Origin of the sequence: Bacillus aquiflavi (genome assembly GCF_019915265.1) — a bacterium.
GTDB classification, from domain to species: domain Bacteria; phylum Bacillota; class Bacilli; order Bacillales; family Cytobacillaceae; genus Bacillus_BT; species Bacillus_BT aquiflavi.
Genome location: NZ_CP082780.1, coordinates 3,295,250 through 3,318,441, shown reverse-complemented (window position 1 = coordinate 3,318,441; position 23,192 = coordinate 3,295,250). Strand labels below are relative to the sequence as shown.

General features: G+C 32.1%; 21 protein-coding genes. 14 read left to right on the top strand and 7 right to left on the bottom strand.

Annotated elements, in window-relative coordinates:
- From K6959_RS16075 to K6959_RS16060, 4 genes are all read left to right on the top strand, one after another.
- The gene (locus K6959_RS16075; protein ID WP_163240462.1) at window positions 1-798 is read left to right on the top strand and encodes an ABC transporter permease; all 798 of its coding nucleotides are present in this window, start codon (window positions 1-3) and stop codon (window positions 796-798) included.
- A gap of 131 nt (window positions 799-929) precedes the next feature.
- Window positions 930-1,640 (top strand): hypothetical protein, encoded by a 711-nt coding sequence (locus tag K6959_RS16070; RefSeq protein WP_223087021.1) that lies wholly within the window; start codon window positions 930-932, stop codon window positions 1,638-1,640.
- 1 nt (window position 1,641) lies between these two features.
- Entirely contained in the window at window positions 1,642-1,902 is a 261-nt protein-coding gene (locus K6959_RS16065) for a PqqD family protein (protein ID WP_163240458.1), read from the top strand.
- Window positions 1,903-2,280: 378 nt separating this feature from the next.
- Window positions 2,281-2,868 carry a diguanylate cyclase gene (locus K6959_RS16060; RefSeq protein WP_163240456.1) on the top strand — a complete coding sequence of 196 codons (588 nt, stop codon included), beginning with the start codon at window positions 2,281-2,283 and terminating at the stop codon, window positions 2,866-2,868.
- A gap of 337 nt (window positions 2,869-3,205) precedes the next feature.
- Here K6959_RS16060 and K6959_RS16055 read toward each other — a convergent pair whose 3' ends face one another.
- The 3 genes from K6959_RS16055 to K6959_RS16045 are packed head-to-tail and all read right to left on the bottom strand — an operon-like array spanning window position 3,206 to window position 5,945.
- Window positions 3,206-4,249, bottom strand: coding sequence for a S66 family peptidase (locus K6959_RS16055; RefSeq protein ID WP_223087019.1), 1,044 nt, complete (start codon window positions 4,247-4,249; stop codon window positions 3,206-3,208).
- 9 nt (window positions 4,250-4,258) lie between these two features.
- Complete coding sequence (locus K6959_RS16050; RefSeq protein WP_163240451.1) at window positions 4,259-4,870, bottom strand: CYTH domain-containing protein; 612 nt, start codon at window positions 4,868-4,870, stop codon at window positions 4,259-4,261.
- Between the two features lie 37 nt (window positions 4,871-4,907).
- Window positions 4,908-5,945 (bottom strand): asparagine synthetase A, encoded by a 1,038-nt coding sequence (locus K6959_RS16045; RefSeq protein WP_163240449.1) that lies wholly within the window; start codon window positions 5,943-5,945, stop codon window positions 4,908-4,910.
- A 540-nt stretch (window positions 5,946-6,485) separates the two neighbouring features.
- Between K6959_RS16045 and K6959_RS16040 the strand changes: the two genes are divergently transcribed.
- The 10 genes from K6959_RS16040 (at window position 6,486) to K6959_RS19720 (ending at window position 19,283) form a co-directional block, all read left to right on the top strand.
- A complete protein-coding gene (locus K6959_RS16040) occupies window positions 6,486-7,220 on the top strand; it encodes a P-loop NTPase (RefSeq protein WP_223087017.1) in 735 nt (244 codons plus the stop codon).
- A gap of 39 nt (window positions 7,221-7,259) precedes the next feature.
- The gene (locus tag K6959_RS16035; RefSeq protein WP_163240445.1) at window positions 7,260-8,354 is read left to right on the top strand and encodes a phosphotransferase; all 1,095 of its coding nucleotides are present in this window, start codon (window positions 7,260-7,262) and stop codon (window positions 8,352-8,354) included.
- A gap of 56 nt (window positions 8,355-8,410) precedes the next feature.
- The gene (locus tag K6959_RS16030; protein WP_223087015.1) at window positions 8,411-9,658 is read left to right on the top strand and encodes a phenylacetate--CoA ligase family protein; all 1,248 of its coding nucleotides are present in this window, start codon (window positions 8,411-8,413) and stop codon (window positions 9,656-9,658) included.
- Window positions 9,621-9,890, top strand: coding sequence for an acyl carrier protein (locus K6959_RS16025; RefSeq protein ID WP_163240441.1), 270 nt, complete (start codon window positions 9,621-9,623; stop codon window positions 9,888-9,890). Before K6959_RS16030 ends, K6959_RS16025 begins: the two co-directional genes overlap by 38 nt.
- The gene (locus tag K6959_RS16020) at window positions 9,887-10,618 is read left to right on the top strand and encodes an SDR family NAD(P)-dependent oxidoreductase (protein WP_163240439.1); all 732 of its coding nucleotides are present in this window, start codon (window positions 9,887-9,889) and stop codon (window positions 10,616-10,618) included. Before K6959_RS16025 ends, K6959_RS16020 begins: the two co-directional genes overlap by 4 nt.
- Before the next feature lie 14 nt (window positions 10,619-10,632).
- On the top strand, window positions 10,633-12,093 hold the full coding sequence (locus K6959_RS16015) for a class I adenylate-forming enzyme family protein (protein WP_223087014.1): 1,461 nt from the start codon (window positions 10,633-10,635) through the stop codon (window positions 12,091-12,093).
- Between the two features lie 20 nt (window positions 12,094-12,113).
- The gene (locus K6959_RS16010) at window positions 12,114-12,974 is read left to right on the top strand and encodes a hypothetical protein (protein WP_163240435.1); all 861 of its coding nucleotides are present in this window, start codon (window positions 12,114-12,116) and stop codon (window positions 12,972-12,974) included.
- Between the two features lie 27 nt (window positions 12,975-13,001).
- The gene (locus tag K6959_RS16005; protein WP_223087012.1) at window positions 13,002-13,829 is read left to right on the top strand and encodes a class I SAM-dependent methyltransferase; all 828 of its coding nucleotides are present in this window, start codon (window positions 13,002-13,004) and stop codon (window positions 13,827-13,829) included.
- Between the two features lie 16 nt (window positions 13,830-13,845).
- A complete protein-coding gene (locus tag K6959_RS16000; protein WP_163240431.1) occupies window positions 13,846-14,325 on the top strand; it encodes an NUDIX hydrolase in 480 nt (159 codons plus the stop codon).
- Between the two features lie 341 nt (window positions 14,326-14,666).
- Complete coding sequence (locus K6959_RS19720) at window positions 14,667-19,283, top strand: cell wall-binding repeat-containing protein (protein ID WP_281350642.1); 4,617 nt, start codon at window positions 14,667-14,669, stop codon at window positions 19,281-19,283.
- A gap of 101 nt (window positions 19,284-19,384) precedes the next feature.
- Here K6959_RS19720 and K6959_RS15990 read toward each other — a convergent pair whose 3' ends face one another.
- From K6959_RS15990 to K6959_RS15975, 4 genes are all read right to left on the bottom strand, one after another.
- A complete protein-coding gene (locus K6959_RS15990) occupies window positions 19,385-20,383 on the bottom strand; it encodes a C40 family peptidase (protein ID WP_163240429.1) in 999 nt (332 codons plus the stop codon).
- Between the two features lie 34 nt (window positions 20,384-20,417).
- Entirely contained in the window at window positions 20,418-21,494 is a 1,077-nt protein-coding gene (locus tag K6959_RS15985) for a dipeptide epimerase (protein WP_223087010.1), read from the bottom strand.
- Window positions 21,495-21,510: 16 nt separating this feature from the next.
- Window positions 21,511-22,674, bottom strand: coding sequence for a DUF819 family protein (locus tag K6959_RS15980; protein WP_163240425.1), 1,164 nt, complete (start codon window positions 22,672-22,674; stop codon window positions 21,511-21,513).
- A 131-nt stretch (window positions 22,675-22,805) separates the two neighbouring features.
- Window positions 22,806-23,123 carry a DUF3870 domain-containing protein gene (locus K6959_RS15975; RefSeq protein ID WP_163240423.1) on the bottom strand — a complete coding sequence of 106 codons (318 nt, stop codon included), beginning with the start codon at window positions 23,121-23,123 and terminating at the stop codon, window positions 22,806-22,808.
- Window positions 23,124-23,192: the final 69 nt, after the last annotated feature.

Sequence of the window (23,192 nt, the reverse complement as noted above, 5' to 3'; positions counted from 1 at the left end):
ATGAATATTACATATTATATAAAGAGTTTTTTCTTACAAGCAATAATATCGTATAAAGCATTGTTTGGTTTTTTTAGTCCGAAAATATACATTTTAGTTAAAGTAGTAAATCCTATATTCCAGCTTATTTTTTTTAGTATGCTCGCTGGATATTTATATAAGACAAGTGATATAACACCATGGGTTATTGGAAATGCTTTTTTACTTTGTACATATAACATTTTATTTGGGGTTGCCGCAGTCATGGTCACTGAAAGAATGTTCGGAACCTTAAAACCCATTGTCGCGTCCCCTGCAAATAAATTATTTGTATTTTTAGGTAGAGGCTTTATGCATGTAATTGATTCGTCAATTACAGTAATACTAGGATTTTTTACAGGATTTTTATTCTTTAATCTTGATTTTTCTAATGTAGATTTAATTGCACTAGCAATGACAGTATTTATTAGTATGTTTGCGGCTACAGGGTTTGGTCTTTTAATAGCGAGTATCGGATTATTAATAAGGGATTTAAATATGTTACTTAATGTTTTATCAATGTTGTTATTAATTATAACTGGAGCTAATATTCCTTTGAGCCTATTACCTGATTGGGCCCAGCTAATTTCTTACTCAATACCAATTACTAGGGGTATTGAAGCTTCTAGACAGTTAATGGACGGTGCAACGTTTTATTCTGTGGGACCGTTAATAGGACAAGAATTGATTGTTGGAATTATATATATGCTGTCTGGATTTGTGTTTTTTAAGGTTATTGAAAGGTTATCAAAAATAAAAGGAACTTTAGAATCGTATTAGAGAGGTGGAAAAATGATTTATTTAAAACCTATTAATAAGTATATCAACAAAAATGAAATTATAGAAAACATTTCAACAAATGATAATGATATTATTTTTTTTTTTTTTTAAGTGGATCTTTAATAGAAGGAATGGGAAATGCTCGGTCGGATTTAGATATATTCTTACTTAATAATAAGTCTGTGTTAGAAAGTTTAAATAAAGTAGACTATGATTTTTCAGAATTTAAAAATGGTTTTAAAAATATAAATAACTTTGGATGTGATATTGAATATTGGGATATTGACTATATAGAGGAGTTATTTGAACAGATAAATAATATTGATTTTAGTAATACAAATATAAGATCATTAAATTTATTAGACATAGAAAAATCATCATTAGAAAGGTCGACTTCCTTTATTCATAGATTATTAGTTAGCAAATGTATAAAAAATGAAGAAGCTTATAATAAATTAAAGAGTAATTTAAAGGTGAACAATTATTATAAGTTGATGGTTAGACTTTATATTAATAATGTAGATAATCTTTTTGATGATATTATTGGTAACTATGAATACGAGGAGTATGAAACAGCTGTGATGATAGCTAGAAGTGCACTATTAAAAACTTTAGGAGCATACTTATTTAGTCAAAGGGTTTCAATTGATCGAGATAAATGGATATTAATGAAGCTAAAGGGTTTATCTAAAGCGAATAGGGAAGCTTCTAGTATATATATGAGGGGTAGGGAAATTCTTTTTACAATAAATAATTCGGATTTAATGACAAATGTTGAAGATATTTTAGAATTAAATAATGAAATTATTGAAACTATTCAAGGTAATTTAGGAGGAATTTAATATGAACGATATTTATAAAAAGAATATAATGTTTAGATTTAGAATAATTGGAAACAAGAATATTTTAATAGGAAATAGTAAAACATATGAGTTAAATGAGACGGGCAAGTTTATTTGGTCAAGTATTGACGGAAAATCTTCTGTAAAAGATATTAAAGAGCAAATCATAAATGAATACCATTGTGATGACAAAGTAGCAGAAGGTGATCTCAAAAATTTTCTTGCATTTTTAACTAGTATTAATGCCGTTAAAATATCATAGAATAAAGAGAGGAAAGTGTAAAAATAAAGTGCAGACTTGTGCAGCTGCTTTGTACAAAGTCTAGCGCTTTTTTCGTTTCAAAAAAGTCTCATATTAAGAGTATCGAGGTTAAGAACATATGGCATCCTAAAGAAACTTAATTCTACTATAGGTTTCACAAATTAGTTGATAGAACCTATAATAAGATGTGTAAATTATTTATAATGCATTTAGTCTATTTTTCAATAGCTGCTTTGTTTAATATTGAATAAATTGCATCTTTTAAATCAAAATACAAAATAGTATCTCCTCTTAATTAACGTTTTTAAGTATGTAATAACCGTATAAGAATGTTAATATAACTGTAGAGTAAAAAAGCTTATGAAGCGAGGACTTTTTATGAATCTTAATATTATGACGGAAAAAGAATTATTAATTAAATTAAAACAATATGGTGAAAATCAAAGTAATTTAACGTGTGTAATATTAGATATAGATAATTCTCATAAGAATTTTGGCAAGGAAATAAAAAGCAATATAATTGATTATTTATTAGTTGAAATATGCCAATCTTTTAACAACGCATATACATGCAGGTTTGGTAGAGATGCATTTCTAGTTCTTATACCTGACAATAAAATTTCCTTATTTGAAATACCAATTATAAAAGAAAATCTTCAGAAAAAACTACAACAAAACATGAAAAGTGAGATAACATTTTGTATAGGAATCGCTAATTACCCAGAAAACGTAAAAAATATTAGTGAGTTAACAGCAATAGCGAGCGAGGCTTTATTTGATGCAAAACAAAAAGGAATTAATAAAATTGAGATTCCTAGCGGCGAGCCTATGAAATTAAAGTCTCTTTATTTTCGAAAAGGACAATTAAAAAAGCTCAGTTATCTTTCTGAAACTATAAAAGAAAGTGAATCCTATATTATTAGAAAAGCGTTAGATGAATATTTTGATAAGCATTTTAATGATTAGTTTATGAAATCATTATTAAAATTTAAATAAGTGAATTTTAATTGCAGTGGAAAGTATCTTTTTTTAATAGAAAACGGTAATTTTGCTTTCATTAGTGAAAAATTGAATAATAAAATTCATTTGGCAATCAAGGCGCATTTTAAGCAAATAGAACAGTCGTTCATGAGCTTACAATGAATTTGCGAGCGTTTGTTCATAGTCTGAAGTTAATGACGAACTAATGTACATTAAAGAGACAGTTCCCCCGACTAAAATTCCAATAATGAAGTGGGGGATTTACTGTACTAATATCCGTTTCGGCACTAATTTTGCAGCATTGTATGTTCCTTTTCCTACTTTAACCTACTCTTCTTGGAATAAAGGTTTTTATTTCCCCTAAACCATCATGATAAGTAACAGTTGCATTTGCTCCATTAATTAATGTCATTTGTGGAGGACTATGACCAATATCAACATTATAAAGAATAGGTAGATTTAAATCCGATAGTACAGAATGAATTGTCGATTCAATGTTTAAATCTTTTTCTACCTGACAGTTGTAAAATCTTCCAAATAAAATACCGCTTGTGTTATTAAACCATCCGCTGTGTTTCATTTGCCATAACGAATCATATATATCATAAATATTTACGTTAGTTGATTCTAAATACCAAATTAAGGGGGAATCGCCGATAAAATTTTGTCTAAACTTTGTTATATTACCAAAGTGTGTACCAATTAAAGTTTTAAGAGTATTGAGACATCCGCCTAATAAAATCCCAGAAAATTCTGTCGATTTCGCTTCCTTATTTTCACCAAACAGTCTCCAAAATGTAGGTGTATCAAGATAAAAGCCAGAGCCTAAAGGCTTATGAGATTTTTCCCAACTCGATTGACAATATTTAGAAGATATTTGTGTGAATATCCCTGAATCCGTTTCTAGAATGTTTAACCATTTAGATGTTACGTTGTCCCAGTTCTTTGCAGAAAGATCTATGAGGTTGGTGGAATGGGCAGTTGCAGTACCTGTTAGTAATGTGTATACAAAATTTAATGTACTAATATCAGAGTAACCAATGATCCATTTTTTGTTTATGTTTTTTAATTTATCCCATGATAATAAAGGAAGAATGTCTATTAATAAATTACCTCCCCAAGGAGGAAAAATGGCATCGATTTGATCATTTAATAAGAAGTCTTCCAATTCAGAGGCTCTAGTTGTTTTATCTGCTCTCGTTTCTCTCCTGACAGTTTTCCCCTCTATTATTTTGAAGCCCCGTTTTTTAAAATTTAATATCGCTAAGTCAAGCAGAGGCTGAAATGCTTTTGGTACACTGTTAGACGGTGCTGTAATGCCTATAGTACTTCTATTTTTTAATGGGGGAGGAAAGGTGATAGTCATTTTTACCTCCTATACTTTAAAAGTAGAATCATTTAACAATTTAAGGAATCGGTTATATTTACCTTTATCAGTAATTTGACCGGTAATTCCAATTATATTGAGTTTGTTAATAAATTCATCTGTATTTAATATATTCTCTACTTCAATTTCATAAGTAATGAACTCGTTAGGAAACTTAGTACAATCAAGATCTATTTCCCAAGTATTAAATGCTTTTAAAACGGATCGTTTGTTATTAATATAACCTAAATATTTTAGCTCCTTTTTCTCTCCAAGAAGGGTTAGAACCGCCTCAAATGCATCATTATTTAATAATTTATAGATATGATTAGGATTATCAACTGCATCATAAAAACTATTTATTGAAATCGGTTTGTGAAATTCATAGGATTTTACTATGTTATTTTTAAATGAGTTTTTAATTTTAACGGTTAAAGTATATTTATTTTCTATTTTCCTAACTCTTAGAGTAATACCGTTTTTTTGAAAAAAGCGTTCAGGAGATTCAAAATAATAATTTACTTGTTCAATTGGATCTCGAACCTTTTCAAAAAATTCTAACGCACGGTAGTAGCCTTCTTTTTCAATTAACAGCTTTAATTCATTTTCTTCCTCTTTCAATTCTTATGATCCTCCTTATCGTCATTAATCCAATTTTTTAAGGGTTAATTAATTTGCCATTAAACCTAGGTATTAATTGACAATCACGAATATCATCATGATTTGTCAGCCAAAGTATAAATCTTTCAATGCCCATACCAAAACCAGAGGTTTGAAGAGGAGTTAATTCTTTCATACTTAAATACCATTTATAGTTTTTTTCATCAACTTTTAGGAGTTTCATACTTTTTCTTACTTGTTCTTTAGTTACATTACGTTCACCACATCCTACAACCTCACCAATACCAAACAGTAAATCTCCATTTAGAGCATATTTATAATCTAATGTTGCCGCTTGATAAAAAGGTACAGACATGTAGTCATGATGTGTAACCCAAACAATCCCACCATTCAGCTTTATTAACTCTTTTTCTCCTTCATCTGTAAGAGTTCTAAATCCTTCTTTGTGACTTTTGATGTATTTTGGATTATTTTTTAACTGCATAACGGCGTCTTCCATTGTAATTTGAGGATAACGAGTGTCTTTTAAAATAAACGCTTCAACATGTTTTAATGTACCAGCAGTTTGATAAATAATATCAGGTATATTCTTAAGTAGCCCTTTACATAAATAGTCTATATATTCGTTTACTAATTGAATTACATCTTCTAAGCCGCCAACAATTTCAGCTTCGCTATGGTAAAACTGACAAAGGTGTCTTTGATCAGCCTCTTCCCCTCGAAATGACGGCATAATATAATGAACTCCTTTATGATGATTTCTTAATGCATATTCTAAATGGAATTGCATTGAATCTGATAAGTATGTCTCTACTCCTTCTAAATTAACTTTTACTGGTAAGGAGTCGCTTCCTAACCCCATTGGACTTGTTACTGATCCAGTTGTTACTGGGAGACTTACTGACCTAATCCCTTTGTTTCTAAAAAACTCCCAAGTTAAATAAGTGATTTCGTCCTGAATAATCATAAGAGATGTATACCAAGGGTTATGAATCGCTTTTATAAAATGATTATCTAGATCTTCCCATGATCTTGGTGGAAAAATACGTTCTCTAACGATAGATGATTTATTCATACATAACACTCCTCGTATATTATGTTTAGGCGTTATTATTCGCCTATAATTTGTTAGTTCTTTTAATGTCAAAGGTTTGCTTTTTAAATGGTGAAGGCGATGAAAAAAAACGTTATAAATGAAGCATAAAAAGCTTTAAACACCCTTTTAAACATTCTAGTAATTCCCAATTTGTGACTGTTGCGTTTAAAGTTTTTCTTTTTAAGTAATTGTTACCTAGAAACTCCACAATCCATTATTTTCCTCTTAACATATTACTGCGGGTCTTAATAATAGATCAAATATTAAAAAAATTCAAAAATTAATTATATGAAAAATACCATAATATTTTTAGAGAGGCAAGTCATTTTCTATTTACTTTATAGAGATATATGTATATAAATATATATATATCATATTTTTTGAGGGAAAGGTACATTTTACTTTCAAATTGAAATTAAAGTTTTTTATTTTTATTGAAAATTCTCTATATTTGACTTATATCGTCATTTTTTGTTATAAAATTAATAAACTAAATATTTTGAAAAAAGGGAGTTTTCTATGAAACCTTTTGTTTTATATGTTTATAGTGGAAAGGGAGGGGTAGGTAAATCTACGGTTTCTGCCAACTTAGCTTTTACACTATCGTCACTTTCAAACAAGAAAATAGGGCTTTTTGATGCAGACATAGAAAGTCCTAGCATCCCCAATCTTATAAAGGGACTATCATTCACAAAACAAATCTATTTCCGGGATATGGTTATTTATCCTGCAGAAGTGAACGGAATTAAAGTTTCTTCAACAGGATTTATCAATAATCAATCTGAAAATCTATATTTTACTGGAAAAGTATTAGAAGGTGCAATGTCTCAATTATTACTAGATGTAAAGTGGGATGTAGACATACTAATCGTAGATTTACCTCCTGGGACAAACTATGTCCATAGTTATCTTATGTCTAAGTTGCAAGGAGCGGTTCTTTTAGTCACAACTCCTCAAGAATTAAGTTTTGCTGATACTCAAAGAGGGATTGATTTTATAAGGAGGATTGGTTTAGATATTATTGGTTTAATTGAAAATATGTCATATCTTGAATGTGATAAGTGTTTCGAAAAAAATAAATTTTATTCTGGAAATACACTCCAACAGCTTGCTGAGCCGAATGATATTCATATATTAGCAGAATTACCCATGTTATTTGATTTGAGCAACAATATAGATACACCTTTCGTTATTGAGAATCCTAATCATCCTGTTACATCAACATTTATAGATATATCAAAAAAAAATACTTAATACTTCAAAAATAGTTTATGATAGAAAGGGGTGAGAAGCATGCTTAAACCTGTTGATTATAATATGGGGCTTATCCCAGATGAAATTTTTCAAGAGTTAGAGGACGTATACAACATTAACATTGAAAAAGTACTACCATATGTGGGTGTTAACAATAAGCCCATTTTTTTAAATAAAAGATCTGAAACATCAAGGAAAATTATAATTAAGATTGAACAAGGATATTTTATGTTAAAAGAAATTCCTTGGTATATAAAAACAGATTATATAAAGGCAATACTTAGTTTACAAAATGAATTACATTTTATTAATGGGAAATCACCTAAAATACTAATGAGTAACGACGAAAGTCTTTCAGTTAATTTATTAGGCAAAGAATATTTTATTCAAGAGTTTATATTTGGTAATGGATGGAGTTATAATCGAAAACAAGCATTTTATGCTGGTAAAGTACTTCGGGAATTTCACAAAAACACAAAAAAATTCATTACTAGTCCTTTGAATTTTAAAACAGAAACAATAATGGAAAATGCTAAAGGAATTCTAAACTTACTAATGCGTAATTTTAAAAAGAGAAGAAATGGCCTTACAGAACAAAAGCAAAAGCTGTATTTACTATTCATAAAAAAAGCGAATATGTTAATAAAAAGGTATGAGAAAGAACTCTTAACATTATTTTATGGAAAAGATAGGGTAATTGTACACGGTGATTATAACCCAAATAATATTACTTTTTCAACAGAGAACGAGATTAAGAGTATTTATGATTATGATAATGTATGTATAGATGATCCGATTCATGATATTGCTGAGGGATTAGTAGATTTTTCAGTAATTGAATATAAGCCTTTTACATCAATGTTTCAGAAAATGCATATAAACTCTCCTCAAAAAGAATTATTTACTGCATTTTATCGTGGCTATTTTAGTGACTATAATGACGGTGACAACAGATTAATTAATATGATACCTAGTGCAATGATAATAGTGTTACTTGAGTTGTGTTGCTTAGGATTAATTAGAAATGACTGGGAAATTACATTATCACTTAATTACTTAGAAAACCTTGAGAGATTTCATAGTATGATCAGTAGCTACTTATTTGAATTAAGGGAATCATCAGCAGTTAATTAAGGGTTTGTTTATGATCAAAATCTGTTAAAGAGAGGAGGACAGCCATGAATTGGTCAATGGAGAAGTTAGAAAAATTAAAAGCACTATTGAGTTATGCTAAAGGAAATTCCAATTTTTATCATAAGCAATTATCTAACTTTAATCCTGAAGAGTTAGATCAGGATATATTTACACGTATTCCTATTTTATATAAGGAGGATATTATTGGTAAGGAAGAAACGTTGCTTACAATATCCCGTAGGAATAATTTAACAACAGAGTATACAAGCGGTTCAACTGGAAGTCCTTTAAAATGTTACAAGGGAATAAGTGAGGTATTAAGGAAAACAAAAGATCTTTGGACATTTAGAAAGGAAAATGCTCGAGTTAACCCTAAAGATTTGTATGCAATGTTTTATGCATTTACAGAAAATGACTTAAAGACAGATAAAATTCAGTTAGTTGATAACGCGTTATATTTGTCAATGTTAAACATGTCGCACGATAATTTAAATGATTATTATGAAGCACTTAAAGAATATAAGCCTAAATGGCTTCTAGGGGTGCCTTCAGCACTTTATATTTTTTCTAACCATATTATAAAAAATAATTACAATATTAATGAACTATCTATAAAATATGTAGAAGCTAATGGTGAAATGTTGTTTGATTATCAAAAAAAAGCTATACAAAGAGCATTTGGGCCAATACTATATAATCATTATGGTTGTAGGGAGTTTTGGTGCCTCGGCATGAGCTGTCATGAGGGAAACATGCATATCTTAAATGAACGTTTTTATTATGAAGTTGTGAATGTGGATGAAAAGGGCATAGGGGAGTTAGTGGTTACAGATTTAAGTAATAAAACGTGGCCGTTAATAAGATATCATATCGGAGATTTAGTCCATAAAGAATTAATGAATTGTTCATGTGGGAATGAAAGTCCAATTATCAAAATTACAGGGGGCCGCTCACAAGATTATCTTAAAATCGAGGATTGGACTGCAAATCCTATTCTTTTTCATTATGTTGTCATAAAAATGAATAGGCTATATCCAGATAGTGTACGCCAATTTAAGATTATACAAGCAGCAGAAAAGGTTTTACTTATGGAACTGGTTCCAGGAAAGAACTATAGTAGGATGATTAAACAAAAATTAAAAGAAGAGATTAAGGAGAGGCTTCCAAATCAAACAGAGTTTAAAGTGATAGAAAGGGATTTTATTCCTAATAAATTCGGAAAATTCAAATATTTTGAAACATATAAAAGAAAGGAGAATAATGGTGATGGATCTAAAAAATCAGCTATTTCAAATTATTCGTGAAGAGGCTAATGAAAATGGAGTATCAATTACCCAAGAACTTACCTTAGACTCTAACCTAGTAGATGAACTTAATTTTGACTCCATTATGGTTCTACAGTTAGTACTAAGGTTAGAAGATGAATTTGGAATTGATATGGAAGATGAAGATATTAATCATGAGTTATTCGAAAAAATCGGCAACCTTGTGCAGTACTTAGAAAAAAACTCCAACAAGGACCAACAAGTTTCATGATCATATCTTTAAAAAACAAAAACATCTTGCTTGTAGGCGGTTCAAGTGATCTTGGTAAAGATCTATTAAAAAAATTATTAAAAGAAGGTTGCCGTGTAGGAGCTACATACTTTAAAAATAAGATAGATTTAAACAATGAATTCGAAAAATATAAAGAAAATCTTTTTATAGAACAAGTAAATGTGAAAGATAATAAAAGTATAAAAGAAGGAATTAGCAAATTAATTAAAAAGTTAAATCGGGTCGATGTGTTTATCTATAATTCGGGAGTGTGCAGTGATTCCCTTTTTGGACTGATGAGAATTCAAGATTGGGAACATGTAATGGATGTGAACATTAATGGTGCCTTTTTATCAAGTAAAATCGTTACTAATCATATGGTAAGAAACAAATTAGGTAAAGTATTATTTATTGCATCTACAAAAGGTTTAGTGGGGTCTTATGGTCAAGCAAACTACTCTGCATCAAAAGCTGCATTAATCGGACTGATGAAATCTTTAGCAAAAGATCTCGGTAAATTTAATATTAGTGTTAACGCTGTTTGCCCCGGATTTATTATGACAAATTTAAATAAAAATGATCCTAGAAAAAAACAAGCAGCGATTGAATCTAGTGTATTATCTAAAGTTTCAACTGCTGAGGAATTATCAAACTTTATTTTATATTTAATTTCTGATTATGTCTCAACCGTATCTGGTCAAGTGTTTAAAGTGGATAGCAGAATGTGAAGGAGTGTAAAGTGATGCCACTGACTTTTGGAGACCTTTTACTAGATTCAGCCGGAAGATATCCAAATAAAAAAGCTATTATTGAAGGATCAAAATCGCTTACATATCGGGAATTACTTCTAGAAGTAACTAAGTGTCAACATGAGTTATTAAGTAAAAATAAAACCATCATAGCAATCTTTCTTCCAAACTCTATAGAATATGTTATTTCTTTTTTTTCTGCTTCTATGTTAGGTGCTATTATAATGCCTGTCTATTGGAAATTAAGCTCACATGATGTGAATATAATATTGAATAAAGCTGGTGTTGAATTAATCATTACAAACACACTTGGGAAAGAAAAGATTAATAATAACGCATTTAAATATCATCTAATTCATTCAGTTAAAAATAGCACTGACACGGCAACGTTAAAGTTAATAAATAAGGAAAAGACAAATACATCATTAATACTTCAAACTTCTGGAACAACATCAACACCAAAGTTTGTAGGGCATTCATTTTCATCGATTGTTTCAAACTTAAAAGCACATATAAAATCATTAAATTTATGTAATAAAGATACTGTATTAATTGTTTTGCCCATGCCATTTGGTTACTGTAATACATCTCAATTTCTAGCACATATTTACTTAGGAAGTACTTTAGTAATTTATGATAGAAAAATGGCAGACCCCAGATATTTACTAAAACTAATTGAGAAAAATGAAGTAAGTACATTTACCGCTGTTCCTACTTTACTAAAATCTTTTACTTTATTAAGAGAGGATATTTTCCAAAATTTTAACCTTTCATCATTAAAATATATATGTTTTGGTGGAGGAGCTGTTTCTTCTGAAATAATAACAGCTATTAAAAAAAGATTTAATCAAACTAAATTAGTTCAAACATATGGTCAGACCGAGGCAGGGCCAAGAATAACAACTAAATTTATTGAAAATGACTATGATATGACTAATGTTGGTAAGCCTTTGGAAGGTGTTTCAATCAAAATAATAGCGCAAAACAAAAAATTAAAAGTTAATGAAGTGGGTGAAGTATATATAAAGAGTAAAAGTCTTATGAATGGGTATTTCCGCGATCCGGAAAGTACGAAAAGAGTGCTGAGTAATGGCTTACTAAAAAACGGCGATTTAGGGTACTTAGATCAGAATCATGAGCTGCATATAGTAGGTAGAGTTAATAATACAATAAAAGTTAATGGAATAAGAGTAAGTCCTGAAGAAATTGAGGAAATACTTAAAGGTGAATTCAATCAAATAAAAGAAATGATCGTAAAAGGTGAGAAACATCCTTTATATGGTGAAATTCCAGTAGCGTTTATTGTCCCAATAGAATTTGATAGCGCCGAAACTTTAATCCAAAAAATAATGGAATTTTGCAATAATCATCTATCAAGTTACAAAATACCAAGAAAAATTAATATTGTAGAAGAAATACAAAAGACTGCTACTGGTAAACTAAAAAGATCTTAGGACAGCAGGTGATAATAATCATGTTTTTCTATCAAGTTGGTCCATTAAAAGTAAAAATTACACTTGAAAATAGCTTAAGTAAATTAGAAGAAGAGTTAAAAGAATATTATAGACATGCACTAATTGATGATAATAAATTTGACCACCATTGTCATATCGCTTCCTGGTCTGAAGGTCAGTATAAAAGCCCTAATAAAGACATTATTAAGTGGGAGAACAGAAAAGTAGAAGTAAGTTCTGAAAGAAACATCAAAATAGATTGTATGTGGGATAAAAACTTAAATTCAATCATTAATGTATATGAGGGATTTGATCACTTATTTGATCATGATAGGAAAAAATATTGGGAATTTTCACAAAGGATTTCGCTGTATCCAGTATTAGCTAAAAAAAGGGGTTTCATGATTCATTGTGCTGCAATTATAGTCAATAATAAAGCACACATTTTCATGGGGCCTAGTGGGGCTGGTAAATCAACTACTGCTCATAAAGCGATTATGGGCGGTTATAAAGTGTTAACCGATGACACTGCTATTATAACTAAAGAAAACGATAAACTCATGACATATTCTTCTCCTTATACATCAAAGTCAGGCTTAATTGGTGAGCGTGGTAAGTATGAAATAGATAAGTTTTATATTCTATCTCAAAGCAATGAAGATACATTAGCAGAAGTTGACAAAGGGACGTTTATAAAGTGCTTGCAAGAAAGAATTTACGAATCACAATATTGGTCGCATATTTTTCACTTTAACTCTAATAGCTTAAGTGGCGAGATAGGTAATCACTTGTTAAAAAACGCTTTTTATATAGTAAAAAAATATAAAGCATATGAATATAGATTTACATTAAAATCTAGCATCAATAACATTTTCCAATAAAAGGTTAAAAACAGGAGGTAGAATAAAATGCAGGTTAAAGACCAAACAATTAGTTACTTTAAAAATAAAGCATCGAAGTATGATTTAGTTGAAGAACAAGCTTATTGGCAGTTATCAGATAAACTACTTTGGGACTGTTTATCTACAATTCTTAATAAATTACCAAAAGACTTTACTTTTTTGGATGCAGGAGGGGGTACAGGTAGATGGTCCGAAAAAATATTAGAAAATTATCCATTAGCAAAGGGCTATACTTATGACTTATCAGAAGAAATGTTAAATGAAGCAAGAAGAAAAAAAGAAGATAAAAGATTGAATAATAGATGGAATATTATCCAAGGAGATTTACACAACATTAAATTAATTGAAAATAACAAAGTAGATATCGCTTTTAACTTTCATAATGTATTAGGGTTTGTTAAAAATCCAGAAAAAGTAATAAATGAAATAATGAGTAAAGTAAAATCCGGAGGTTATATCGTTTCATTTGTACCGAGCGTTTACCATGCTATCTTCTTTAATATAAGTTTAGGACATATTGAGGAAGCTAAAAAAGCTTCAAATAAAAAAGGGCGTTTTACGGCTGAAATGCCATATATACATTTATTCACACCAAAAAGTATAGAAGATATTTATATAAAGAAAAGTATAGAAAAAGAATATACTTTAGGTTTTCCGGCTTTTATCTACCCAGGCTATCAAGAAACACAATTAGAAGGCAATACTGAAAAAATTAAGGATATTTTAGAGAATGAAGAAGTTTTTAATACTATTTATCAATTAGAAAAAAGTTTTTTAACAGAAGAAACTGCATCCCGTGGAAATAATTTGTTCATAGTCGGTCGTAAAAAATAAAAAGGAGATTAATGAAATGTTGTATGTTAATGTAAGAGCTATTATTGAAAGGTCAATCCCCAATGGCAGAGAGATAATTATTCAAAAAAGGGATAAACCTTATGAAGGAGAAACACCTTATGAATTGCCAGGGGGAAGAATTAATAAGTTCGAGTCTTATATTGACGCATTAAAAAGAGAAGTAAAGGAAGAAACAGGTCTTACTGTAACAAAAATATTCGGTGAAAGTACAAGATTAACCACTTTACAAAAATCTACAGAAGTTGAAGTCTTGAGACCGTATGCTTCATATCAAACGCTTAAAGGTCCCGTTGACTCTTTAGGATTATATTTTCGCTGTGAAGCAGTAGGAGAATTATTTCATACTGGAGATGAAACTTCAGAAATTAGATGGATCAAGATTAATAAACTAAAAGATTTAATTCTTAATGATGAAATTCAATTTAGCTGGGTAGATAGATCTGGTATATTATATTATTTAAAAGAGTTTACATAAAAAATTTATTTTTAATGTAGTAATTTTGAAACAATTCATGATTCCGAATTTTGCATAAAAAATCTTTTAGTGTATTTCTTTAACTGCTTTTGACTGATTGTTGAGATTTTTATATCAAATTACTTGTGAAATTCATTAATGATTAAGTTGGTGTTAGCAGGTTGTTTAATAATTAAATCTTTTAATCCTGCTTATTAATAAAAAACATCTAAATATTCAAAAAATAAACTATGGGAAGTATTGACTTAAATACCACAATTAATTACATTTAAATAGAAGGAAATAATAGGAGGAATTTCTTATACTATTTTCTCGAAAAATAAGCAAGAGGGGGATGCTGATTGAAAAGAATAAAGCACTCATTAACGATTTTATTAGTATTTTTATTAATGTTTGGTCATGCTAGCCTTGCACTTGGAGCAGAGACAAAAGCAGTACAAAAGACCTCGTTAGATGAAATCCAAGACCAAATACTTAATAAGCTCAACAAAGATAAAACTAAAAATGCAGGAAATTTACAGAAAGAGAATATTTATAAGGCAAATGACTCAGTAAGAATTATTGTAGAAGCGAAAGGTGAAACACCACTCGAAGCAGCAACTAAAAAAGGCGTGATGTATAAAGAGCTAAGTAATAAAGAAAAGGCTTCTTTAAATAAAGCTGCTGTTGCAAAACAAAAAGACATAAAAAGCGCGATAAAATCTAAAGGGATTAATATAAATGTTTTTCATGAGTTTTCAACTTCTTTTATCGGCTTTAGTGGAAAAGTAAAATATAAAGATATTAAAAAAATTGAAAATATAGACGGAGTTAAAAATGTTTATATTGCTAATGAATATGAGCGTCCAACTCCAGATATGCTGGTCAGCCACGAATTTATAGAGTCTTACCAAACTTGGGGTGATGCAGGATATAAAGGGGAAGGAATGGTCATTTCTGTTATCGACTCAGGTGTAGATCCTGCTCATAATGACTTCATTTTAAATGAAACAACAGAAGAGGCATTAACAGAAGAGAAGGTTGAACAAGTAATTAGTAAAGAAGGACTGCCAGGTCAGTTTTTTACAGAAAAAGTTCCTTATGGGTATAACTATTATGATAAAAACAAGGTAATAAAAGACGAAGGCCCCGCAGCTTCTGAACACGGTATGCACGTAGCGGGAACAGTTGGAGCGAATGGCGATCCTGAAAATGACGGAATTAAAGGGGTTGCGCCGGAAGCGCAAATTCTTGGAATGAAAGTCTTTAGTAATGATCCTAACGCACCATCTACTTATTCAGATATTTATTTAAAGGCGATTGACGATTCTATTAAACTAGGTGCAGATGTCTTAAATATGAGTTTAGGCTCAGTAGCGTCATTTTACCAAGAAAATAGTCCGGAAGATGTAGCGATTACTAGAGCTGTACAAAATGGAGTTGTCGCTTCTGTTTCTGCTGGAAACTCAGCACATATCGGTAATAATTGGGACAACCCATATTTTAATAACCCTGATATCGGAGTAGTAGGCTCACCAGGGTTGAATAAAGATACAATTCAAGTAGCTGCTTCAGGAAATCTCTCTATAGAGTATATACATCAAATTACACTTGCAGGAACATCATACTCTGGTCTTGGCTATGGCATCGATAGTTGGGAAGGTTTAGAAGGTTTAGAGGTTGTAAGTCTTGCCAAAGAGAACGGTAAAAAGGAAACACCAGGTAAAAATTGTACAGTATGTGGGGATGAAAGTGATTATAAGGATGTTAATGTTAAGGATAAAGTAGTCTTAGTAAAGCGTGGCGGCATATCGTTTTATGATAAAACAAGACATGCGTATAATGCAGGCGCAAAAGCAATCATCGTATATGATACTGGCTTGTCTCAATTTTATACAGATCAAGGTGGATGGGGCTTGCCATTTATGATGATTTCAGCAGGTGACGGTGAAGCTTTAGAAAATGAGATCGCTGCTGGAAACATTAATTTAACTGTTACCGAAGATTCCGCAATCCCCGGTAAAGAATCCGGACGTATTACTGGTTTCTCTTCTTGGGGAACAACACCTAGTTTAGAATTAAAGCCAGAAATTACAGCTCCTGGCGGCAATATTTATTCCACTCTACAAGATAATCAGTATGGGACGATGAGTGGAACTTCAATGGCTGCGCCACATGTTGCAGGAGGAGCTGCACTTGTACAACAATATTTAAAAGAGGAGTACTCTGATTTAAATCAAGGAGAAAGAACACGGCTAGCTAAAAAGTTATTAATGAACACAGCTAAAATAATCGAAGACTTACATGGACAACCATATTCACCACGTTCTCAAGGTGCTGGGATGATGCAAACTTTTGCAGCTGTTACGACTCCTGTTTATGTAGTTGCAAAAGATACTGGTGAAGCAAAAGTAGAATTAAAAGATTTTACAGAAAAAAGCTTTTCAATGGACTTTACAGCTATTAACGATTCTGAGGATGAGTTAACATACAAAGTAGACACTCGCGTGTTAACTGATACATTTTTAGAAACAGATGGTCCAGTATACAATGCACTTATTGCAGGTGATATGGAAGGTGCAAAAGTAACTGCTCCTGATGAAGTGAAAATTCCAGCTGGTGAATCTGTTGATTTTACCATATCAATAGATTTATCAGAAGCAACAATACCTGGAATCGATGAAAATGGTGACGAAGTGACAGAACCTTTAAGAGAGGACATTTTTGTAGAAGGGTTTGTTACATTGTCTCCTGTAGGTGAACTTAATCCGGTCCTTTCTGTACCATATGTCGGTTTTTATGGTAAGTGGGATCGTCCTAATATTGTAGATGGATTCAAAGGGTTAAACGAAGAGAGATATTTTGATTTAGATACTTTGTTTGAGGAAAAAGGTACAGGGGAAATGTTAGAAACATCGAATGGTAGATTTGTTTCGCCTGTAGAATATGGAGATGTAGTTGTTTACCCGCTTTCACCAAATGGTGATGGTTACTATGACGATATTTATCCGTTGCCATCGTTTTTGCGTAATGCAAAAGAAGTTCAATTTAATATTTTAGATAAAAACGGCAAGCATCTCCGAAGAATTAAAACGGAGTCGTTTGTAAGAAAAACGTATTTCAATCCAAATAATAATAAACTTCCTATTTCTTTTGATCCTGATCGTTCTTGGGATGGAACAGTAAAGAAAAAAGTTATAAATGATGGGCTTTATTTCTATGAAATAAAGGCAGCAGCTCACCAAAGTGGTGCTAAATGGCAATCTAAGAAAATACCAGTTTACTTAGACACAACAGCGCCAGAAGTTACGTTATCATATAATAAAGCTTCAAATGAACTTTCATATGAAGTCGTAGAGAAAGGCATCGGAGTTGAAGCAATTGCTCTAATAATAAATGATAAGTTAATTGATTTATTAGAGGATACTTCGGGTAAGATCGATTTAGAAGATAACAGTGGGTTTGTGCAAATAGCTGCTATAGATAAAGCTTCAAATATCGGGATTAGCGAGTCAATTTCGGTTAACGACAGTGAAAAGCCAGTTTTATTTGTAGATGAAAATATCCCTGCTCCTTTCTCATCGTATCATACGTTATCTGTTCCAGTAAAAGGATATGTGACAGATAATGTTGGTATAAAATCAGTAACAATTAATGGTGTTGAAACGGAAGTCAACTATAATAATAGTAATGGACGTTATGAGTTTGATGGGGAAGCAACATTTGATAAAGATGGTCAATATGATGTGATTGTAACAACAACTGATCATGCCGGTAACGAATATTCGATTAATAGAATTGTATTCGTTGACACAACGCCGGCAGAAATGACAATTGACGTACCAGCAGTAGTTAATGTTGATCAAGTCGAAGCAAAAGTAACATTGAAAGATAACTTTAACAAATTATCACTTTATGTTGATGATGAACATCTTTTAGACTATGAATCTACCGAAAAGGCGCTTTCTCAACCAATTGAAAAAGAAATAAGCGTTCCGTTAAATGTTGCATATGGAAAGAATACGTATGAGTTTAAAGCAGTAGATTTAGGTGGTAATACAACGACGAAAAAAATAGAAATATCAAGAAGTAAAGTTTCTCGTTTAAGTGGAACTGATCGCTTTGAGACAGCCGCAGCTATTAGTCAGAACGGTTGGGAAACATCTGATGTAATTGTGTTGGCTCGCAGCGGAGATTACCAATATGCAGATGCTCTTGCTGGAGCACCGCTTGCCCATAAATATGATGCACCATTACTATTAACAGCAACAGATCAACTTCCTGCAACTATTGAAGCAGAAATTGACCGTTTACAAGCGAAAACCGTATATATACTTGGCGGCGATGGAGCTGTAAGTAGCACTGTTGAAAAAGCATTAAAAGATAAAGGATTAACCGTCCAGCGTCTAGCAGGTGAAAATCGCTTTGAAACAGCGGCAAAGATTGCTAATGAAGTTGCGGCAAGCGGAGTTAAGGAAGCTGTAGTTGTCGATGCATATAACTTCCCTGATGCTCTTTCAGCAGCGTCATATGCAGCAAAAAGAGGAATGCCTATTTTACTCACATCAACAACGATATTGCCAGATGAGACAAAAACAGCATTAAATGATAACAAGATTACGAAAACTTATGTTATTGGTGGCGAAGCTATCATTAATAATGATATCTTAAAAGAACTTCCAGATCCGTCTCGTATTTTTGGACAAGATCGGTATGAAACATCTGTGGAGTTAGCTCATAAGTTTAGAAATGGACAAAGTCATTATTATATAGCAACGGGCTTTGATTTTGCAGATGCTTTGGCAGGTGCAGCGTTAGCAGCTAAAGGAGATACAGGTATTTTGCTAGTAAGTAAGGTAGTACCTGATTCTGTTGCGAAATTCATAAGTGAAAACGACATTAAAACATTAACGATTTTAGGCGGCGAAGGAGTTGTGTCACAAGATACAGCGGCTAAACTAAATGATCTCCTAAAATAGGTTATTGCAACCCTTTTAATTGATTAGCTTTTTTTATCAATTAAAAGGGTTTTTTATTTACCAAAATAAAAAAAGGCTGTAAAAACAGCCCCATTATCGTTTTAATCTAAGTACCTTCTTGCTCCTGAAAACTCAATTGCGTATCCAGATGACCATACATCTATTATTTCTACAGAAGAGCTAGAGTTTGGAGAGTGTATCATTTTTCCATCCCCGATATACATACCGACGTGATGAACTCTTCCTTTTCCTTCATTATAAGCAAAGAAGAGAAGATCTCCTTTTTGCAGGTTTTCTTTTTCTACAGGAGTTCCATGTACTGCTTGAACGGAGGAGTCCCTTGGAATAGTAATGCCATGATGCTTGTAAACATTGTGTGTGAAACCTGAGCAATCAAATCCAAATCCAGATGTGCCAGCCCATAAATAAGGAAGTCCGATAAATTGCTTTGCTGTTTCAACTAAACTATCTTGTGTTGGGGCTGGGATGTCTTTTATAGATTGATAAACATTCACATCATTTGCTGATAGCCATTTAAACCCGTTATTTGGCGTTGCAACTAATAACGTTCCTTTAAGCTCAATGATTACAGGAAGCTTCGTGTTAAAACTAATTTCCATAAAAGGTTTTTTCATATGTTTATCATGATATAACCAAGCTGTATTAGCAGAAACCATTGCAAATCGATGTTGTGAAAGCTTGTCGAACGTTTTATTTGTTGTTAGCTGGTTTTTTGGCATCCAGCCGGGATAACCTTTATCGTGACGAGGAGTCGGCTGCCCTTCAACAGCAACTTTTACCCAGTCTCCTTTTTCCTCTAATATATAAACCTTTTCACCGTAAAGTGCTTGTGTTTCTAGTTTTCCAACAAGCCATAACTTATCATCTAACGTCATGCTAGTTGTCCACTTCCATAAGTCTACTGGATTCGTTACTGATGGTTGATCAATTTCTCTTGCGATATTAGGCTCTGCCCAAATTGTTGCAGCAACAACATCAATGTACGCTGTTTTTTCCGAGGTTGCATAAGAAATGTTAGGAGAAACGACAAAAAGAATGATTAACAAACTTGAAATGACAATCATAAAATACTTTTTCATTTTCCCATCTCCTTTAAAATATTTTGGTAAATGATTATTTCAACATACTTGCTTCTATTCCTATACCCGGGCTATTAAGACAATTTATGAGACTTTTATTATAGGACACCCCCTTAATGGCCTCTTTATTTTCAAGCCAAAGGGGTGCATCCATATCTGCTTTCGTAATATTACGATGTCCACATGCAAGATGAATGGCTGCTGCCACGGAAATAGGCGATTCCATCATACTTCCAATCATACAAGAAATTCCTGCTGCTTCTGCAATATCTGCAATGACAATTGCTTCACGGATACCCCCAGTTTTCATCAGTTTTATATTAAATAGATCGCAAGCTTGCATGTTTACAAGCTTTAATGCGTCTTTCGCTGAAAACAAGCTTTCGTCTGCCATAATCGGTGTTGTAACATGTTGTGTAACATAGGCAAGTCCTTCAAAGTCATCAGCTGCTACTGGCTGTTCGATAAATTCAATTTTTAAATTTTCTTCTTCAAGCTTTTGAATAAAGCGGACAGCTTCTTTCGGCTCCCAATGTTGGTTAGCATCAATTCGCAATGTTATTTCACTGCCAACAGCTTGACGTAATGAGCGAATTCTTGATAAATCTTCTTCAAACTTTCCGCCAATTTTAATCTTTAATGCATCATATCCATCTTTAATTAGCTCCATTGCTTTCATTGTCATTTTTTCTTCTTGATCAATGCTTAACGTCATATCAGTTGAAATACAATTGCGATATCCGCCTAACATTTCATATAGCGGTAAATTCCGCCTTTTTGAAAAAAAATCATATAAAGCAATGTCCACGGCGGCCTTTGCACAATAATTGCCCTTGCAAGCTGTTTTTACTTTTGTTAATAAAGCTTCTAGTGATGAAAGTGGTTGACCGAGTAATTCACTCTTTATCGGTTGTAAAATGGCTTCTTTTATACTAGCAATAGAATCACCTGTAATTTGCCATGTCGGGGATGCCGCCCCAACTCCCTTTAACCCACTTTCAGTTTCAATGTGAACTGTTATCGTTTCAATCGCCTCTACTCGCCGTACTGCTGTTACAAACGGGGAGTGGAGTTTGTATTGATCAATAGAAACTAAGATGTTTTGAATCATTTAATTTAGTAACCTCCTAAAGTAGTGAAAGGATTTTTGCAGTAATAAGCCCTAAGTAAGTGCCTAAAAATGACCCAGCGAGCGCCATTAACACACCAACTGGAATTAGCGCCCGGTTATAAGCACTTGCAAGCAGTGGAGCTGATGCCATCCCACCAATATTTGCAAGACTTGCAACACCGAGTGTAAATAGATCAAGCTTAAATAATTTTGCTAACAGTAACATGACTAAACCGTGGAAAAGCATAATCATAAAACCGGAAATAATATAAATTGGAACTTGGAATAATTGTGAGAAATCTGCTTGTGATGCTATTAAAGCAACAATGATATATAACATCACATTTGCGACATCCATTGATCCAGGAATTCTCGCAACTTTTGTCATCGCTAATATTAGTCCAACAACAGACGCAATCGAAATTGTCCATGTTGTAGCATTAATGACGTCACCAATTTCTGGCAGTTTATTACCAATTGCTGTTGCAGTTCCTGAAACGAAAATACCAATTCCAATTAGAGCCATAAGCTCAGGGAACGACATTTGTTTTTCTTTATGCTGATTATCTAGCTGTAAATCGAGTTTAACTTGAGCAAGATGATCGGATGAGGCTCCTGTCCATTTATTAAATTTTGCGGCAAATGGAACGAGCCAGAACATAAATAAAACCCATACAGAGTAATTCACAGTATCCATTACTAACATATAACCGAAAATAGTTTCAGGTACATCTAGAATTCCTTGGATCGCAACCATATTTGCTGATCCTCCTGTCCAGCTTCCAGCTAAGGCGCCAAATGCTTTCCAAGATTCAGGAGCATAATAAGATTGGAAAATAGCAAATGTAAGTGTAAAACCAACTACGATACTAATAACTGCAGTTGCATAACCGAGCAGCATTTTCGGTCCAAGCTTCACTAGCTTGCGCATGTCGCAATGTAATAGCATTAACACAATCATTGCAGGCAGTAGTGTCCCTCTAATTTGTTTGCTTGTGTCAGTAATTGAATCAGTTTCGCCAAAAACGCCAAAAGTCTTTAATAATGCTGCGCCGATGTAAATAAGCACAATTCCAGGCACATATTTAAAAAATTTCCATCCTGTTCGCTTTTCGAGCCAAGCAATAATAGCAGTAAGCGCAATAAGAACGCTAAAATATAAAAACCCATCTTCGATCATATAAATCCCCCTTTTTAAAATCTATTAATCATGTAATAAAAAAATCCAGCTGACAACGGGAAAGAAGCCCCCGTTGTCAGCTGGATTTCATCTACGGTTGAATAGATAAAGCAGCTGTGCAAAACGAAAAGTTATTTATTGATAATTTGCTGATATTTTTTTAATGCGTCTTTGTAGGCAACGATTAAGCCTTTTTGAGATGAACCGAAATATCTCGTTTCAATTTTGTGGATAATTGTTTCAGCATTTTGGATATGTTCGTTAATAAGCAGTGACCGGACAAATTGTGAGGTTAGCTCAATCGTTGAAGAACAATCTGCATCAACAATTTTCCCATTATTAAGATCGACTACTAAACCGATAAAAAAGGCATTAAATTTTTGTGTAATCGGGTTATTATTCGGTGCTTTTGCATCTCCTATTATGTAAATAGTATGCGGACTATACACTTAATATTCCTCCAATCAAACATATAAATGTATCCGCTTTCAAATTAAAACTATTATATCAAAATGATC

What these genes read in the sequence shown, in the direction of transcription:
- K6959_RS16075 (WP_163240462.1), top strand. Translation starts at nt 1, where the DNA reads ATGAATATTACATATTATATAAAGAGTTTTTTCTTACAAGCAATAATA.
- K6959_RS16070 (WP_223087021.1), top strand. Translation starts at nt 930, where the DNA reads ATGGGAAATGCTCGGTCGGATTTAGATATATTCTTACTTAATAATAAG.
- K6959_RS16065 (WP_163240458.1), top strand. Translation starts at nt 1,642, where the DNA reads ATGAACGATATTTATAAAAAGAATATAATGTTTAGATTTAGAATAATT.
- K6959_RS16060 (WP_163240456.1), top strand. Translation starts at nt 2,281, where the DNA reads ATGAATCTTAATATTATGACGGAAAAAGAATTATTAATTAAATTAAAA.
- K6959_RS16055 (WP_223087019.1), bottom strand. Translation starts at nt 4,249, where the DNA reads ATGACTATCACCTTTCCTCCCCCATTAAAAAATAGAAGTACTATAGGC.
- K6959_RS16045 (WP_163240449.1), bottom strand. Translation starts at nt 5,945, where the DNA reads ATGAATAAATCATCTATCGTTAGAGAACGTATTTTTCCACCAAGATCA.
- K6959_RS16040 (WP_223087017.1), top strand. Translation starts at nt 6,486, where the DNA reads ATGAAACCTTTTGTTTTATATGTTTATAGTGGAAAGGGAGGGGTAGGT.
- K6959_RS16035 (WP_163240445.1), top strand. Translation starts at nt 7,260, where the DNA reads ATGCTTAAACCTGTTGATTATAATATGGGGCTTATCCCAGATGAAATT.
- K6959_RS16030 (WP_223087015.1), top strand. Translation starts at nt 8,411, where the DNA reads ATGGAGAAGTTAGAAAAATTAAAAGCACTATTGAGTTATGCTAAAGGA.
- K6959_RS16025 (WP_163240441.1), top strand. Translation starts at nt 9,621, where the DNA reads ATGGATCTAAAAAATCAGCTATTTCAAATTATTCGTGAAGAGGCTAAT.
- K6959_RS16020 (WP_163240439.1), top strand. Translation starts at nt 9,887, where the DNA reads ATGATCATATCTTTAAAAAACAAAAACATCTTGCTTGTAGGCGGTTCA.
- K6959_RS16015 (WP_223087014.1), top strand. Translation starts at nt 10,633, where the DNA reads ATGCCACTGACTTTTGGAGACCTTTTACTAGATTCAGCCGGAAGATAT.
- K6959_RS16010 (WP_163240435.1), top strand. Translation starts at nt 12,114, where the DNA reads ATGTTTTTCTATCAAGTTGGTCCATTAAAAGTAAAAATTACACTTGAA.
- K6959_RS16005 (WP_223087012.1), top strand. Translation starts at nt 13,002, where the DNA reads ATGCAGGTTAAAGACCAAACAATTAGTTACTTTAAAAATAAAGCATCG.
- K6959_RS16000 (WP_163240431.1), top strand. Translation starts at nt 13,846, where the DNA reads ATGTTGTATGTTAATGTAAGAGCTATTATTGAAAGGTCAATCCCCAAT.
- K6959_RS15990 (WP_163240429.1), bottom strand. Translation starts at nt 20,383, where the DNA reads ATGAAAAAGTATTTTATGATTGTCATTTCAAGTTTGTTAATCATTCTT.
- K6959_RS15985 (WP_223087010.1), bottom strand. Translation starts at nt 21,494, where the DNA reads ATGATTCAAAACATCTTAGTTTCTATTGATCAATACAAACTCCACTCC.
- K6959_RS15980 (WP_163240425.1), bottom strand. Translation starts at nt 22,674, where the DNA reads ATGATCGAAGATGGGTTTTTATATTTTAGCGTTCTTATTGCGCTTACT.